The following is a 13,366-nucleotide window of genomic DNA, read 5'->3' on the forward strand; positions in this document are numbered from 1 at the left end:
GGGATTGGAATGGACGAGAAGACCCGCACCGAGTTGGAAGCCGCCGCGTTCCGCGGTCTGGTCGCGCATCTCCAGAAGCGCACCGACGTGCAGAACATCGACCTGATGAATCTGGCCGGCTTCTGCCGCAACTGCCTGTCCAAATGGTACGCCGCCGCCGCCCGGGAGCGGAACGTGCCGCTGACCGACGAGGAGGCCCGCACCGCCGTCTACGGCATGCCCTATTCGGAATGGAAGGCGAAGCACCAGAAGGACGCCACCCCCGAGCAGCAGAAGACCTTCGAGGACACCAAGCCCCTGCACGCCGAGATCAGCGGCCACATGCCGAAGAAGTAAGGACTCTCTCCCCTCTCCCGGGGACGGGAGAGGGATCGTCCGGCGCTCAGGCGAACAGCCCGGTGAAGGGCAGGAACTCCACCATGTCTCCGTCATGGATCGCCGTGGCGTCGGCCGGCATGTCGACCAGCCCGTCGGCCTCGACCATCGAGGTCAGGACGCCGGAACTGTCGCTGGGAAACTTGTGGGCGACCGGGCGGCCATCGGGTCCGGTCGCCAGACGGGCGCGCAGGAACTCGCGGCGTCCCGGCTTCTTCCTGAACTCGAAACCGGCAACGACGAGGCAGCGGGGGGCCGGCGCGCTCTCCGCCCCCGACAGGCGCAGCACCAGCGGGCGGCCCACCAGCATGAAGGTCACCATCGCCGAAACCGGGTTGCCCGGCAGGCCGAGGAAGGGCGTGGTGCCGATGCGCCCGAGCGCCAGCGGCTTGCCCGGCTTCAGGGCGAGCTTCCAAAGGTCGACGGAGCCCAGTTCCCCGACCACCCGCTTCACATGGTCCTCCTCCCCCACCGAGGCGCCGCCGGAGGTGACGACGAGGTCGGCGGTCGCCGCGGCGTCGGCCAGGGCGGCGCGGGTCACGTCCGGCTTGTCCGGCAGGATGCCGAGGTCGCGCACATCCGCCCCCAGCGCGTCGAGCTGGGCGGCCAGCGTGTAGCGGTTGGCGTCGTAGATCGCGCCTTCCGGCTTCTCCGTCCCCGGCTCGCGCAGCTCGTCGCCGGTGGAGAACAGGACGACGCGCAGGCGCTTGCGCACCGACAGGCGCGACCGCCCGACCGCGGCGGCCAGACCGACCTCCTGGGCGCGCAGCCGCAGGCCGGGAGTCAGCACGACCGATCCGGCCGTCATGTCCTCGCCGGCGTCGCGGATGTTGGCACCGCGCTTCAGGCCGGCGGGCACCAGCACCGCGCCATCCTCGGCCCGGCAGTCCTCCTGCATGGCCACGGTGTCCACCCCCGCCGGGATCGGCGCGCCGGTGAAGATGCGCACCGCCTCGCCCGGCCCGACCGTTCCGGCAAAGACCGAGCCGGCGGGCACGCGCCCGACCACGGCCAGCCGCAGGACATCGCCGTCCCCGCCCACGGCGCCCGCCTTGCCGTATCCCCAGCCATCCATCGCCGAGACGGCGACCGGCGGCACGTTCACGGTCGCCGTCACCGGTTCCGCCAGGATGCGCCCCAGCGCGGCGCGCAGCGGCACCTCCTCCGGCTCCGTCACCGCGCCGTAGGCGCGCTGCACGCGGGCCAGCGCCTCGTCCAGCGGCAGGGGGGCGGAGGGGGCGGGAGCGGCGAAGCAGTCCATGCGACAATCCTTCTCCATTGGGCCACCCTCAAGGGGGCGGCACCGCGTCGTATCACCCCGGATAGTCCGGTGCGCGGCCGTGTTCGACCTTGATCATCGTCAAGACGCGGCCCTGTGCAAGCGTCCGTTCGTCGACGCACCATTGCGGTTTAACATCACCACGGCGAATGCGCGGCAGGATTATTGGCCACACGTAGTAATTTTCGCAGCGCTGCGTTTTCCGTCTTGCGCATTTGGATCGATCCAAATAGGCTCCCCCAACATCCGGCGCCCGAGGCATCGCCACGACCCGCCGGACAACGAGAGGCCGACAACGAGAATCCCGCACAAGGGACTGTTCACCGAACGCGCACAGCGGTTCGGATGCGGCCGGCCCGGATGCGGAGGGAAAGCCCGTGAACTACACCTTCGATTTCAAGGCGGTCATCGACTCCTGGGACTATCTGCTCCAGGGCGCTTGGCTGACCGTGCAATTGTCGATCGGCGCCATGGTTCTCGGCCTGATCGTCGCGATTCTCTGTGCGCTCGGCAAGACGTCCGGGCCGAAGCCGGTCCGGTGGGTGATCAACGCCTACATCGAGGTGGTGCGCAACACGCCCTTCCTGGTGCAGATCTTCCTGATCTTCTTCGGCCTGCCGACCATGGGCATCCGCCTGTCGCCCGATCTCGCCGCGCTGATCGCCATGGTGGTCAACGTCGGCGCCTACGCGACGGAGATCATCCGGGCCGGCATCGAATCGATCCAAAAGGGCCAGATCGAAGCCGGGCTGGCGCTGGGGCTGAAGCCGCTGCAGGTCTTCCGCTACATCGTCATCAAACCGGCGCTGCGCACCGTCTACCCCGCGCTGACCAGCCAGTTCATCCTGCTGATGCTCAGTTCCAGCGTGGTCTCGGCGATCTCGGCGGACGAGCTGACCTCGGTCGCCAACAACATCCAGTCGCAGACCTTCCGCAGCTTCGAGATCTACATCGTGGTGACCGGCATCTATCTGATGCTGGCGATGATGTTCTCCGCGCTGTTCGCCGGCATCTACAAGCTGGCCTTCGCCTACGACACCGACCGGCGCTGAGGGAGGGCCGAACCATGATCCGCGCCTTCAGTTACAACGAGTTCCTCTTCCTCCTCAGCGCCGTGCAATGGACGCTGGCGCTGTCGGCCATCGCCTTCATCGGCGGGGCCACGGTCGGGCTGGTCATCGCGCTGGCCCGCACCTCGGACATCAAGGCGGTGCGGCTGGCCGCCACCGGCTACATCCAACTTTTCCAGGGCACGCCGCTGCTGATGCAGCTCTTCCTGGTGTTCTTCGGCGCCACGGTGATGGGGCTCGACCTCAACCCCTGGGCCGCCGCCGCTCTGGGCTTGACGCTGAACGCCAGCGCCTTCCTCGGCGAGATCTGGCGCGGCTGCATCCAGGCGGTGCCGCGCGGCCAGTGGGAGGCGGCCTCGGCGCTCGGCCTGCGCTATCCGGGGCTGATGCGCTACGTGATCCTGCCGCAGGCGGTGAAGGTCGCGGTGCCGCCGACCGTGGGCTTCCTGGTGCAGCTCATCAAGAGCACGTCGCTGGCCGCGATCATTGGCTTCACCGAGCTGACCCGTGCCGGGCAGATCGTCAACAACGCCACCTTCCAGCCCTTCCTGGTGTTCGGGATCGTGGCGGTGCTCTACTTCCTGATGTGCTGGCCGCTGTCGCTGCTCAGCGCCCGTCTGGAGCGGCGCTACGCCCTGGCCACCCGCTGATCCTGTTTTCATAAGAACCGTGAGGAAACCCCAATGACCCTGTCGATCACCCGCCGCCTCGCCGTCGCCGGCGCCATGATGGCGGCCGCCACTGTTGGCGCCGTCGCCCTGGCCGCTCCCGCCGCCGCCCAGACCGTCGACGAGATCAAGTCGAAGGGCAAGCTGACCATCGGCATGCTGGTGGACTTCCCGCCCTTCGGCATCACCACCGCCGACGGCAAGCCGGACGGCTACGACGCCGACGTCGCCAAGCTGCTGGGCAAGCACATGGGCGTCCCGGTGGAGATCGTTCCGGTCACCGGCCCGAACCGCATTCCCTACCTGCTGACCAACAAGGTCGACCTTTTGGTCGCCTCGCTGGGCATCACCCCGGCCCGCGCCGAGCAGGTGCAGTTCTCCGAGCCCTACGCCGCCATCGAGATCGGTCTGGTCGCCCCGGCCAACACCAAGATCAAGGAGGCCGCGGAGCTGTCCGGCAAGCGCGTCGGCGTCGCCCGCGCCAGCACCCAGGACAACGCCCTGACCGCCGTCGCCCCGAAGGACGCGCGCATCATGCGCTTCGACGACGACGCCAGCGCCGTGCAGGCCATGCTGTCCGGTCAGGTGGACGCGCTGGGCCTCAGCAACGTGGTCACCAAGGAAATCAAGAAGCTGGCCCCGCAGGCCAACTACGAGATGAAGTTCGTGTTGAACCGTCAGGTCCAGGGCATCGCCATGCGCAAGGGCCAGGACGCCCTGCTGAAGTGGGTCAACGAGTTCATCGAAACCGCGAAGTCGAACGGCGAACTGAACGAAGTCCACAAGAAGTGGCTGGGCACCGACCTGCCCCCGCTGACCAAGTCGTAAAGACTTAAACTCCCTCTCCCCTCTGGGGAGAGGGCTGGGGTGAGGGGGTTGCGCTTTTGCCGGACGCTCCGACAGGCGCATCCCCCTCACCCTCCCCTCTCCCCGGAGGGGAGAGGGTTTGGAAAAAGGAGGAGTCCCCCATGGCCTCGGCTTACGATACCACGGACGTCCCCGCGCCGCGGCCGGTCAGCGGCGAGGTCGTCATCCGGATGGCCGGCGTCCAGAAATGGTACGACAGCTTCCATGTGCTGAAGGACATCGAGCTGGAGGTCCACAAGGGCGAGCGGATCGTCATCTGCGGCCCCTCGGGCTCCGGCAAGTCCACGCTGATCCGCTGCATCAACCAGCTTGAGAAGCATCAGAAGGGCACGATCACCGTCAACGGCGTCACGATCGACGCCCACCACCGCCACCTCGATCAGGTGCGGCGCGACGTCGGGATGGTGTTCCAGCAGTTCAACCTGTTCCCGCACCTGACCGTGGTCGAGAACTGCATGCTGGCGCCCATGCGGGTGCGCGGCACCTCCAAGCAGGAGGCGCGCGACATCGCCATGAAGTATCTGGCCCGCGTGCGCATCCCGGAGCAGGCGGACAAGTACCCTGGCCAGCTTTCCGGCGGCCAGCAGCAGCGCGTCGCCATCGCCCGGTCGCTGTGCATGAACCCCAAGGTCATGCTGTTCGACGAGCCGACCTCGGCGCTCGACCCCGAGATGGTCAAGGAGGTTCTCGACACCATGATCGGGCTGGCCGAGGACGGCATGACCATGCTGTGCGTCACGCACGAGATGGGCTTCGCCAAGTCGGTCGCCGACCGCGTCATCTTCATGGACCGCGGCGAGATCGTCGAGCAGGCCACCCCGGCCGAGTTCTTCACGAATCCGAGGTCCGAGCGGACCCGCAACTTCCTCGGCCAGATCCTCACCCACTGAGTCTTCCCCATTAAGGACAGCCTTTGATGAAGCCGGAGATCCTCCTCGTCGAATCCATGATGCCGGACATCGAGGCGGCGCTGGACGCGGGCTACACCGTCCACCGCCTCGCCGGAGCGCCCGACCGCGACCGCTTGGTCGCCGAGGTGGGGCCGCGAGTCCGCGCCGTCGTCACCGGCGGCGGCACGGGCGTCAGCAACGCGATCATGGACGCCTGCACCAACCTGGGGATCGTCGCGATCAACGGCGTCGGCACCGACGCGGTGGACCTGAAGCACGCGGCCAGCCGCGGCGTCCGCGTCACCAACACGCCCGACGTGCTGACCGACGACGTGGCCGATCTCGCCATCGGGCTGATGATCGCCGGCTCGCGCCGCATGATGGTCGGTGACCGCTTCGTGCGCGCCGGGCGCTGGCCGAACGGCGGGCTGCCGCTGGCCCGCAAGGTCACCGGCAAGCGGCTGGGCATCCTGGGGCTGGGCCGGATCGGGATGGCCATCGCCCAGCGCGCCGCCGGCTTCGGCATGGACATCGCCTACACCAACCGCAAGCCGCGCGCCGATGTGCCCTACCGCTTCGTCGCCTCCCCGGTCGACCTGGCGCGGGAAAGCGACATCCTGATCGTCGCCGCCTCAGCCGGGCCGGACGCCCGCAACATGGTCAACCGCGCGGTGATCGAAGCGCTGGGGCCGGACGGGCTGCTGGTCAACGTCGCCCGCGGCGCCGTGGTGGACGAGCCGGAGCTGGTCGCCGCCCTGACCGACGGACGTCTCGGCGGGGCCGCGCTGGACGTCTTCGCCAACGAGCCGCACGCGCCGGAAGCCCTGTTCGGCCTGGACAACGTCGTCCTGCAGCCGCATCAGGCGAGCGCCACCGTGGAGACGCGCATGGCCATGGGCAATCTGGTGCTGGCGAACCTGTCGGCCTTCTTCGCCGGCCAGCCGCTGCCGACCGCCGTCGTCTGAATGGCGGCGTGAATGACCATCCTCGACGAGCGCGGCGGACCGGCCCGCATCACCCTGACGGAGGTGGCGCACCACGCCGGGGTGTCGCGGTCCACCGTCTCGCTCGTCCTGCGCGGCAGCCCGCTGGTCGCCGCCGAGACGCGGGAGCGCGTGCAGGCCGCCATCGCGGCATTGGGCTACGTCTATAACCGCGGCGCCGCGACGCTGCGCGCCGCCCGCACCGACACGGTCGGGCTGCTCGTCTGCGAGATCAACAACTCCTTCTACGGCGAGCTGACCGCCGGGGTGGATGACGTTCTCGGCGAGCAGGGGGTCGTCGCCTTCCTCGCCAACACCGCGGAATCGGGGGAGCGGCAGGACCGCTACCTTCAGCGCATGCGCGAGCAGAATGTGGATGGGGTGATCCTCTGCCCCGCCGCCGGCACGTCGCCGGCCCTGCTGGACCGGCTGCGCCAGTGGCACCTTCCCGTCGTCCAGGCCCTGCGCTTCCTCTCCGCCCGCGAAGGCGACTACGCCGGGGTGGATTATGAGTTCGGCATGGAGATGATGACCGAGCATCTGCTGCGGATCGGCCATCGCCGCATCGCCTTCGTCGGCGGCAACCTGTCCCACTCCGCCTTCGCCGGGCGCCGCGTCGGCTTCACCGCGGCGCTGCGCCGCCACGGCCTGACCCCGGACCTCGTCGTCCGTTGCCCGGCCACCCGCCGCGGCGGGCTGGACGCGGTGGGGCCGCTGATGGATCTTGCCGACCCGCCCACCGCGATGCTTTGTTACAACGATCTGGTCGCGTTCGGCGTGATGCTGGGGCTGGAGGCCCGCGGTCTGCGGGCAGGACGGGACATCGCGGTGACCGGTTTCGACGACCTGACCGAAGCGGCGATAAGCCGCCCCGCCCTGACCACCGTCGCCACCTCCGCCCGCCAGATCGGGCAGGAGGCCGCCCGCCTGCTGCTGCGCCGCATCGCCGACCCGCAGGGGGCGCCGGAGCGCGTGATCCTGCCCGCCCGGCTGGTCATCCGCGAGTCCTGCGGCGCCATGAGAGTCCAACCCGACAAGCACCAATAACCAAAGAAAAGCGAAGGCCCGATGACGATGTCCGAAGAGATGAACGAGTCCGCATTCCGCGATTCCGTTGACGCCCTGATCCAGGCGCGGAAGAGCCGCGACTGGCTGTCCGCCCTGCCGACCCGCCCGACCAGCGAGGCCGAGGCCTACGCCATCCAGGACGCCGTGGCCCGCCGCCTCGGCCCGGTGGTCGCCTGGAAGGTCGGCGCCCGCACGCCGGACACGGAGCCGTTCCGCGCCCCCATCCACGCCGACACGCTGTTCTTCGACACGACGACGCTTCCCGCCGCGGACTATCAGGTCATCGGCATGGAGGCCGAGATCGCCTACAAGTTCGCCAAGGACCTGCCGCCCCGCGCCGAGCCCTACAGCCGCGAGGAGGTCCTGGACGCCGTCGAGTCCGTCCACCCGGCCTTCGAGATTGTCGACACGCGCTTCGCCGGCTTCGGCTCGCAGGACGGGCTCAGCCACATGGCCGACCAGTTCAACCACGGCGCCCTGGTCGTCGGCCCGGCCATCGCCGACTGGCGTTCGCTGGAGCCGCTGAAGGAGCGGGTCGCCCTGGTCGTCGGCGGCGAGACGAAGGCCGATACGGTCGCCGGCAACTCGGCGGGCGAGCCGGTGCGGCTTCTGATGTGGATGGCCAACACCGGCGCGGTCAGCCTGGGCGGCCTGAAGGCCGGCGACGTGGTGACCACCGGCTCGCACGTCGGCACCGTCATGGTCCCGGCGGGCAGCACGTCCGTTGCCGTCTATGGGACGATGGGAACGTATGAACTGACGGTGAAGTGAGCGAGTTCCCCTTGGCCACACAAGAGTAGTCGCCGCTCGCCTTTATAAGCCCTCTCCCCTCTGGGGAGAGGGTGGCCCGAAGGGCCGGTGAGGGGGTTGCGCGTGGCGGTACGTCCGGCACAAGCGCAACCCCCTCACCCTAACCCTCTCCCCGCTTTCGGCGGACCAGAGGTCCGCCTGTCGCGTCAGCGCAAACTTCGTTTGCGCGTGAGCGGAGGGGAGAGGGAACCTGCATTGGAATCACCTCTCACCCGAACACCGACGCGCCGCCTTCGGCGCTGCCGACCGCCCGGCGGAACACGCCGAACAGCTCCCGTCCGCAGCCGACACCGGCATCCGCCGGCGCGTCCGCCAGCGGGCGCGCGGTCCATTCCGCGTCGTCCACCAACACCTCCAGCGTGCCGCGCTCGGCGTCCAACCGCAGCACGTCGCCGTCCCGCACCCGGCCCAGCGGACCGCCCGCCGCGGCTTCCGGCGTGACGTGGATCGCCGCCGGGACCTTGCCCGACGCCCCCGACATCCGCCCGTCCGTGACCAGCGCCACGCGGTAGCCAAGATCCTGAAGCACGCCCAGCGGCGGCGTCAGCTTGTGCAGTTCCGGCATGCCGTTGGCCTTCGGTCCCTGGAAGCGCACCACCACCACCACGTCGCGGTGCAACTCGCCGCGGCGGAACGCCGCCTGCACCGACTCCTGGTCGGTAAAGACGCGGGCCGGTGCCTCGATCACGCGGTGGTCCGGCTTCACGGCGGAGACCTTCACCACCGCGCGGCCCAGCGGCCCGCTCAGCACGCGCAAGCCCCCCTCGGCCGCCATGGCCGACGCGACCGGCGCCAGCACGGCGGGGTCGGCGCTCTCGCGGACGGCCACGCCGCGCACCAGTTCGCCCCCCTCCAGCCGCAGCGGACGGCGGTAGGCGGTGATGCCGTCGTCCTCCCACACCGTGGCGGCGTCGCCATGGAGAAGCCCGGCGTCGGCCAGCTCTCCGATCAGGAAGGCCATGCCGCCCGCCGCCTCGAAATGGTTCACGTCGGCGCTGCCGTTCGGGTAGACGCGGGCGAGCAGCGGCACGACCGCCGACAGCTCGGCGAAGTCCTCCCAGGTCAGGGCGATCCCCGCCGCTGCCGCGATGGCCGGCAGATGCAGCGTGTGGTTGGTCGAGCCGCCGGTCGCCAGCAGCCCGACCACCGCGTTGACGATGGCGCGCTCGTCGACGATCTCGCCGATGGGCGTGCGCAGGGCGACCACCCGCCGCGCAGCCGCGTCGGTCAGCGCGTCGCGCAACGCCGTGCCGGGGTTGGCGAAGCTCGCCCCCGGCAGGTGCAGCCCCATCATCTCGACCAGCATCTGGTTCGAGTTGGCGGTGCCGTAGAAGGTGCAGGTGCCCGGCGCGTGGTAGGACGCAGCCTCCGCCTCCAGAAGCGCGTCCTTGTCCAGCTTGCCCTCCGCGTACTGCTGGCGAATGCGCCCCTTGTCTTTGTTGGGCAAACCGGAGGGCATCGGCCCGGCGGGCACGAAGACGGTGGGCAGATGGCCGAAGGACAGCGCGCCGATCAGCAGGCCCGGAACGATCTTGTCGCAGACACCGAGGCACAGAACGCCGTCGAACGTGCCGTGCGACAGGGCGACCGCCGTCCCCATGGCGATGACCTCGCGGGAGAACAGCGACAGCTCCATCCCCGGCTCGCCCTGGGTCACGCCGTCGCACATGGCCGGCACGCCGCCCGCCACTTGCGCCACGCCGCCCGCCGCCCGCACCGCCGCCTTGAGCCGCTCCGGGTAGTCCCCGTAGGGCTGATGGGCGGACAGCATGTCGTTGTAGGAGGTGACGATGCCAATGGCCGGGGTCGAGCCGCCGCGCAGCGCCGCCTTGTCCTCCGCCGCGGTGCAGCCGGCGAAGCCGTGCGCCCGGTTGGCGCAGCCCAGCGCCAGGCGGCGCGGCCCCTGCGCCGCCGCGGCGCGCAGCCGCTCCAGATAGGCAGTTCGGGTGGCGTGGCTGCGCTCCCGGATGCGGCGGGTGACGGCGTCGAGGACGGGATGAAGACTCGTCATGGCGCGGTCCTTCCAGACGGCGGATTGTTCAGGCGGCGGAAGCGATCCGGGAGGAGACGCGGGCGGCGATCTCCGCCGGGCTGGCGTCGATGTCGCAGACGATGCCGAGTTCTCCGGCCTCCAGCGGCTCCAGCGCGGCGAACTGGCTGTCGAGCAGGGTGGTCGGCATGAAATGGCCGGCGCGCAGCGCCATGCGGGCGTGGATGGTGTCCCGGCTGCCGTCGAGATGAACGAACAGGACGCGCGTCCCGCCGGCGCTCAGCCGGTCGCGGTAGCGCCGCTTCAGCGCGGAGCAGGACACGACGATCGGCGCCTTCGCCTCCCGCGCCAGGACGATGTGGGCGGCGATGGTGTCCAGCCAGCCCCAGCGGTCCTCGTCCTGGAGCGGGATACCGGCGGACATCTTCGCGATGTTCTCCGGCGGGTGGAAGCCGTCGCCCTCCAGGAACTGCCAGCCGAGCCGCCGGGCCAGTTCCTCCCCCACCGAGGTCTTGCCGCAGCCCGCCACGCCCATCACCACGATCGCGTCCACGGCGCCGCTTATGTTAGCGGTAACATCGGGAGACGGAAGAGGGCTCATGCCGGTCGGTCCTCGAAACAGAATGGAGTGGGGAGAGGAGCGCATGTTACCGCTAACAAACGAGGCTTGTAAAGCCCAATCGGGCGCGGGATAATGGCCGCCGGACAACTGGAACGCCGATGACCGCCACCCCCCGCAAACCCCGATCCTCGCGCAGCGGACGCGCCACCATGGCCGACGTCGCCGCCGCCGCCGGGGTCAGCGCCATGACCGTGTCCCGCGCCCTGCGCCGGCCGGACACGGTCAGCGAGGAGGTGCGCGCCCGCGTCGAGGAGGCGAGCCGCCGCCTGGGCTTCGTGCCCAGCCGCGTGGCGTCGGCGCTGGCCTCGGCGCGGACGATGACGGTGGCGGTGCTGATCCCCTCCCTGACCAACGCCGTCTTCATCGACCTGCTGGCCGGCGTGCAGGAGACGCTGAGCCCGCAGGGCTACCAGCCGCTGGTCGGCATCACCGGATACGGCCCAGAGGCGGAGGAGCGCGTGCTGCGCACCCAGCTCGCCCACGATCCGGACGGGGTGATACTGACCGGGCTCGACCACACGCCGGGCACCTGGGATCTGCTGCGCGGCCTGACGATCCCGGTCATCCACACCATGGATCTGGCCGCGGAGGGTGAACACAGCGATTGCCCGGTGCAGACGGTCGGCTTCTCGCAGTACGACGCCGGTTACGCCGTCGGCGCGCATCTGGCGGCGCGGGGGCGGCGGCGGATCGGGTTGATCGCCGGGCAGCTCGACCCGCGGACGCGCCAGCGCTGCGACGGCTGGCGGCAGGCGCTGCGCGACGCCGGGCGGCACGATGCCGCTCTGGAACTGATGGTGCCGGACGCCACCTCCGTCGCGTTGGGCGCGGAGTTGCTGGAGCGCACGCTGGCCACCCACCCCGACACCGACGCGCTGTTCCTGTGCAACGACGATCTGGCGCAGGGCGCGCTGTTCCAATGCGCACGGCTCGGCATCCCGGTGCCGGAGCGGCTGGCCGTCGCCGGGTTCAACGATCTGGCGGGGGCGGCCTGGACCGTCCCGCCACTGACCACCGTCGCCACCCCCCGCCGCGCGATCGGCGTGGAGGCGGCCCGCCTGCTGATCGCGGGCATGGCGGACCGGACGCCGAAAAGCCGGGAAAATCCGCGCCGTGTGGATCTGGGCTTTCGCCTGATGGTCCGCGAGACCACTTGAGAGACCGCAACCGACCCCCGCGCCGCGGGGTGTCATCAAAGAGAATGTACGGGAGTTCGTCGTAATGGTGCAGGGCAACGCGACCGGGACCGGAGCGGAATTCGCTGCCGTCGGCTCGGCCGACATCGCCGTCCTCGGCCTGGGCGTGATGGGGCGCAACCTCGCCGCCAATCTGGCCGACCACGGGGCCGTGGTGGCGGGCTACGACCTGGACGAGGGGCGACGCGGCGCCTTCGCCGCCCAGGTGGGCAACGCCATCGCCTGCGCGTCGGTGGAGGCGTTGCTGGGCGCGCTCAAGGCGCCGCGCACGATCCTGATGATGGTGCCCGCCGGCGCCCCGGTGGACGAGTTGACGGCGGCCCTGCTGCCCCGCCTGTCGCCGGGCGATGTGCTGATCGACGGCGGCAACTCCCATTTCCGCGACACCAACCGCCGCGCAGCACTCGCCGCGACCGCGGGCGTGCGCTTCGTCGGGCTGGGCGTGTCGGGCGGCGAGGAAGGCGCGCGGCGCGGTCCCGCCCTGATGGCCGGCGGCGACGCCGAGGCGCTGGCCCCCGTCGCCCCGCTGCTGGCCGCCATCGCCGCCCGCGCCCCGGACGGCGAGTCCTGCTTCGCCCGCGTCGGGCCGGAGGGGGCGGGTCATTTCGTGAAGATGATCCACAACGGCATCGAATACGCCGACATGCAGCTGATCGCCGAGGCGTATCATCTTCTGCGCGAGATCGGCGGCTGCTCCTACGAGCGTCTGGCGGACATCTTCGCCGCGTGGAACGGCGGCGAGCTGGCCTCCTACCTGATGGAGATCACCACCGACATCCTGCGCACCAAGGACGGCGAGACCGGCGCCCCGATCCTGGAGGTGATCCGCGACGCCGCCGGCCAGAAGGGCACCGGCCATTGGGCGGCGACCACCGCGCTGGAGTTGGGCATGCCCGCCCCGACCATCGCCGAGGCCGTGCACGCCCGCTGCCTGTCCGCCCTGAAGGACGAGCGCGTGCGCGCCGCCGAGGCGCTGGCCATCCCGCACGCCCCCTCCACGGAGGATCTGGTCGCGTCCGTCGGCGACGCGCTGCTCAGCGGGCGGATCGCGGTCTACGCCCAGGGCTTCGCGGTGATCGCGGCGGGCAGCCGGCAATTCGGCTGGGACGTCGATCTGGCGGCGGTGGCGCGCATCTGGCGCGGCGGCTGCATCATCCGCGCCCGCCTGCTCGACCGCATCCTGACCGCGCTGAATCGCGCGCCGGAACTGCCGAACCTGATGCTGGACCCCGACATCGCCGGCCTGATGACCCGCGGCGACGCCGGCTTCCGCCGCGTGGTGGCCGCCGCGACCCTGGCCGCGGTGCCGGTCCCGGCGATGGCCTCGGCCCTGTCCTACTGGGACGGCTACCGCAGCGGCCGGCTGTGGGCCAACATGATCCAGGCCCAGCGCGACTATTTCGGCGCCCACGGCTACGAGCGCACCGACCGTCCGGGCATGGTGCACACGGAGTGGAAGGGGGCCTGAGGCCGCGGCACGGGCCCCCACCCTAACCCTCCCCCGCTGGGCGGGGGAGGGGATTAAGCTCCCTCCCCTGCCATAGCGGG

At 70.3% G+C, this 13,366-nt stretch carries 13 protein-coding genes; 10 read left to right on the forward strand and 3 right to left on the reverse strand.

What is annotated here, in order from left to right:
• The first annotated feature begins 9 nt into the window (after positions 1-9).
• Positions 10-336 (forward strand): DUF1244 domain-containing protein, encoded by a 327-nt coding sequence (locus tag FBZ83_RS01920; RefSeq protein WP_145680823.1) that lies wholly within the window; start codon positions 10-12, stop codon positions 334-336.
• A 46-nt stretch (positions 337-382) separates the two neighbouring features.
• Here the strand turns inward: FBZ83_RS01920 and FBZ83_RS01925 are convergent, their stop codons facing one another.
• Positions 383-1,636, reverse strand: a complete 1,254-nt coding sequence (locus FBZ83_RS01925) for a molybdopterin molybdotransferase MoeA (protein ID WP_145680824.1) — start codon at positions 1,634-1,636, stop codon at positions 383-385.
• 395 nt (positions 1,637-2,031) lie between these two features.
• Here FBZ83_RS01925 and FBZ83_RS01930 point away from each other — a divergent pair, with 395 nt between their 5' ends.
• The 7 genes from FBZ83_RS01930 to FBZ83_RS01965 all read left to right on the forward strand — a co-directional run bounded on the left by FBZ83_RS01930 (position 2,032) and on the right by FBZ83_RS01965 (position 7,971).
• The gene (locus tag FBZ83_RS01930) at positions 2,032-2,706 is read left to right on the forward strand and encodes an amino acid ABC transporter permease (RefSeq protein ID WP_145672398.1); all 675 of its coding nucleotides are present in this window, start codon (positions 2,032-2,034) and stop codon (positions 2,704-2,706) included.
• Positions 2,707-2,720: 14 nt separating this feature from the next.
• Positions 2,721-3,374, forward strand: a complete 654-nt coding sequence (locus FBZ83_RS01935) for an amino acid ABC transporter permease (protein WP_014197338.1) — start codon at positions 2,721-2,723, stop codon at positions 3,372-3,374.
• 33 nt (positions 3,375-3,407) lie between these two features.
• Positions 3,408-4,220, forward strand: coding sequence for a transporter substrate-binding domain-containing protein (locus FBZ83_RS01940; RefSeq protein WP_145680825.1), 813 nt, complete (start codon positions 3,408-3,410; stop codon positions 4,218-4,220).
• A 140-nt stretch (positions 4,221-4,360) separates the two neighbouring features.
• The gene (locus FBZ83_RS01950; protein ID WP_059399204.1) at positions 4,361-5,149 is read left to right on the forward strand and encodes an amino acid ABC transporter ATP-binding protein; all 789 of its coding nucleotides are present in this window, start codon (positions 4,361-4,363) and stop codon (positions 5,147-5,149) included.
• A gap of 26 nt (positions 5,150-5,175) precedes the next feature.
• Positions 5,176-6,114, forward strand: a complete 939-nt coding sequence (locus FBZ83_RS01955; protein WP_145680826.1) for a 2-hydroxyacid dehydrogenase — start codon at positions 5,176-5,178, stop codon at positions 6,112-6,114.
• 12 nt (positions 6,115-6,126) lie between these two features.
• Positions 6,127-7,179 carry a LacI family DNA-binding transcriptional regulator gene (locus FBZ83_RS01960; protein ID WP_145680827.1) on the forward strand — a complete coding sequence of 351 codons (1,053 nt, stop codon included), beginning with the start codon at positions 6,127-6,129 and terminating at the stop codon, positions 7,177-7,179.
• Between the two features lie 21 nt (positions 7,180-7,200).
• Complete coding sequence (locus FBZ83_RS01965; protein WP_348982492.1) at positions 7,201-7,971, forward strand: 2-keto-4-pentenoate hydratase; 771 nt, start codon at positions 7,201-7,203, stop codon at positions 7,969-7,971.
• A gap of 247 nt (positions 7,972-8,218) precedes the next feature.
• On the opposite strand, the gene edd is transcribed toward FBZ83_RS01965, so the two are convergent.
• Positions 8,219-10,021 carry a phosphogluconate dehydratase gene (gene edd / locus FBZ83_RS01975; protein ID WP_145680828.1) on the reverse strand — a complete coding sequence of 601 codons (1,803 nt, stop codon included), beginning with the start codon at positions 10,019-10,021 and terminating at the stop codon, positions 8,219-8,221.
• A 28-nt stretch (positions 10,022-10,049) separates the two neighbouring features.
• Entirely contained in the window at positions 10,050-10,553 is a 504-nt protein-coding gene (locus tag FBZ83_RS01980; RefSeq protein ID WP_200479908.1) for a gluconokinase, read from the reverse strand.
• A gap of 167 nt (positions 10,554-10,720) precedes the next feature.
• Here FBZ83_RS01980 and FBZ83_RS01985 point away from each other — a divergent pair, with 167 nt between their 5' ends.
• Together FBZ83_RS01985 and gndA are read left to right on the forward strand one after the other, a co-directional pair.
• Complete coding sequence (locus tag FBZ83_RS01985) at positions 10,721-11,779, forward strand: LacI family DNA-binding transcriptional regulator (RefSeq protein WP_247888094.1); 1,059 nt, start codon at positions 10,721-10,723, stop codon at positions 11,777-11,779.
• A 64-nt stretch (positions 11,780-11,843) separates the two neighbouring features.
• Positions 11,844-13,286, forward strand: coding sequence for an NADP-dependent phosphogluconate dehydrogenase (gene gndA / locus FBZ83_RS01990; RefSeq protein WP_145680830.1), 1,443 nt, complete (start codon positions 11,844-11,846; stop codon positions 13,284-13,286).
• Positions 13,287-13,366 lie beyond the last annotated feature (80 nt).

Source organism: Azospirillum brasilense (genome assembly GCF_007827815.1).
Lineage (GTDB): Bacteria > Pseudomonadota > Alphaproteobacteria > Azospirillales > Azospirillaceae > Azospirillum > Azospirillum brasilense_C.

Coding starts and splice junctions, on each gene's coding strand:
- FBZ83_RS01920 (WP_145680823.1), top strand. CDS start 10: ATGGACGAGAAGACCCGCACCGAGTTGGAAGCCGCCGCGTTCCGCGGT.
- FBZ83_RS01925 (WP_145680824.1), bottom strand. CDS start 1,636: ATGGACTGCTTCGCCGCTCCCGCCCCCTCCGCCCCCCTGCCGCTGGAC.
- FBZ83_RS01935 (WP_014197338.1), top strand. CDS start 2,721: ATGATCCGCGCCTTCAGTTACAACGAGTTCCTCTTCCTCCTCAGCGCC.
- FBZ83_RS01940 (WP_145680825.1), top strand. CDS start 3,408: ATGACCCTGTCGATCACCCGCCGCCTCGCCGTCGCCGGCGCCATGATG.
- FBZ83_RS01950 (WP_059399204.1), top strand. CDS start 4,361: ATGGCCTCGGCTTACGATACCACGGACGTCCCCGCGCCGCGGCCGGTC.
- FBZ83_RS01955 (WP_145680826.1), top strand. CDS start 5,176: ATGAAGCCGGAGATCCTCCTCGTCGAATCCATGATGCCGGACATCGAG.
- FBZ83_RS01960 (WP_145680827.1), top strand. CDS start 6,127: ATGACCATCCTCGACGAGCGCGGCGGACCGGCCCGCATCACCCTGACG.
- FBZ83_RS01965 (WP_348982492.1), top strand. CDS start 7,201: ATGACGATGTCCGAAGAGATGAACGAGTCCGCATTCCGCGATTCCGTT.
- edd (WP_145680828.1), bottom strand. CDS start 10,021: ATGACGAGTCTTCATCCCGTCCTCGACGCCGTCACCCGCCGCATCCGG.
- FBZ83_RS01985 (WP_247888094.1), top strand. CDS start 10,721: ATGACCGCCACCCCCCGCAAACCCCGATCCTCGCGCAGCGGACGCGCC.
- gndA (WP_145680830.1), top strand. CDS start 11,844: ATGGTGCAGGGCAACGCGACCGGGACCGGAGCGGAATTCGCTGCCGTC.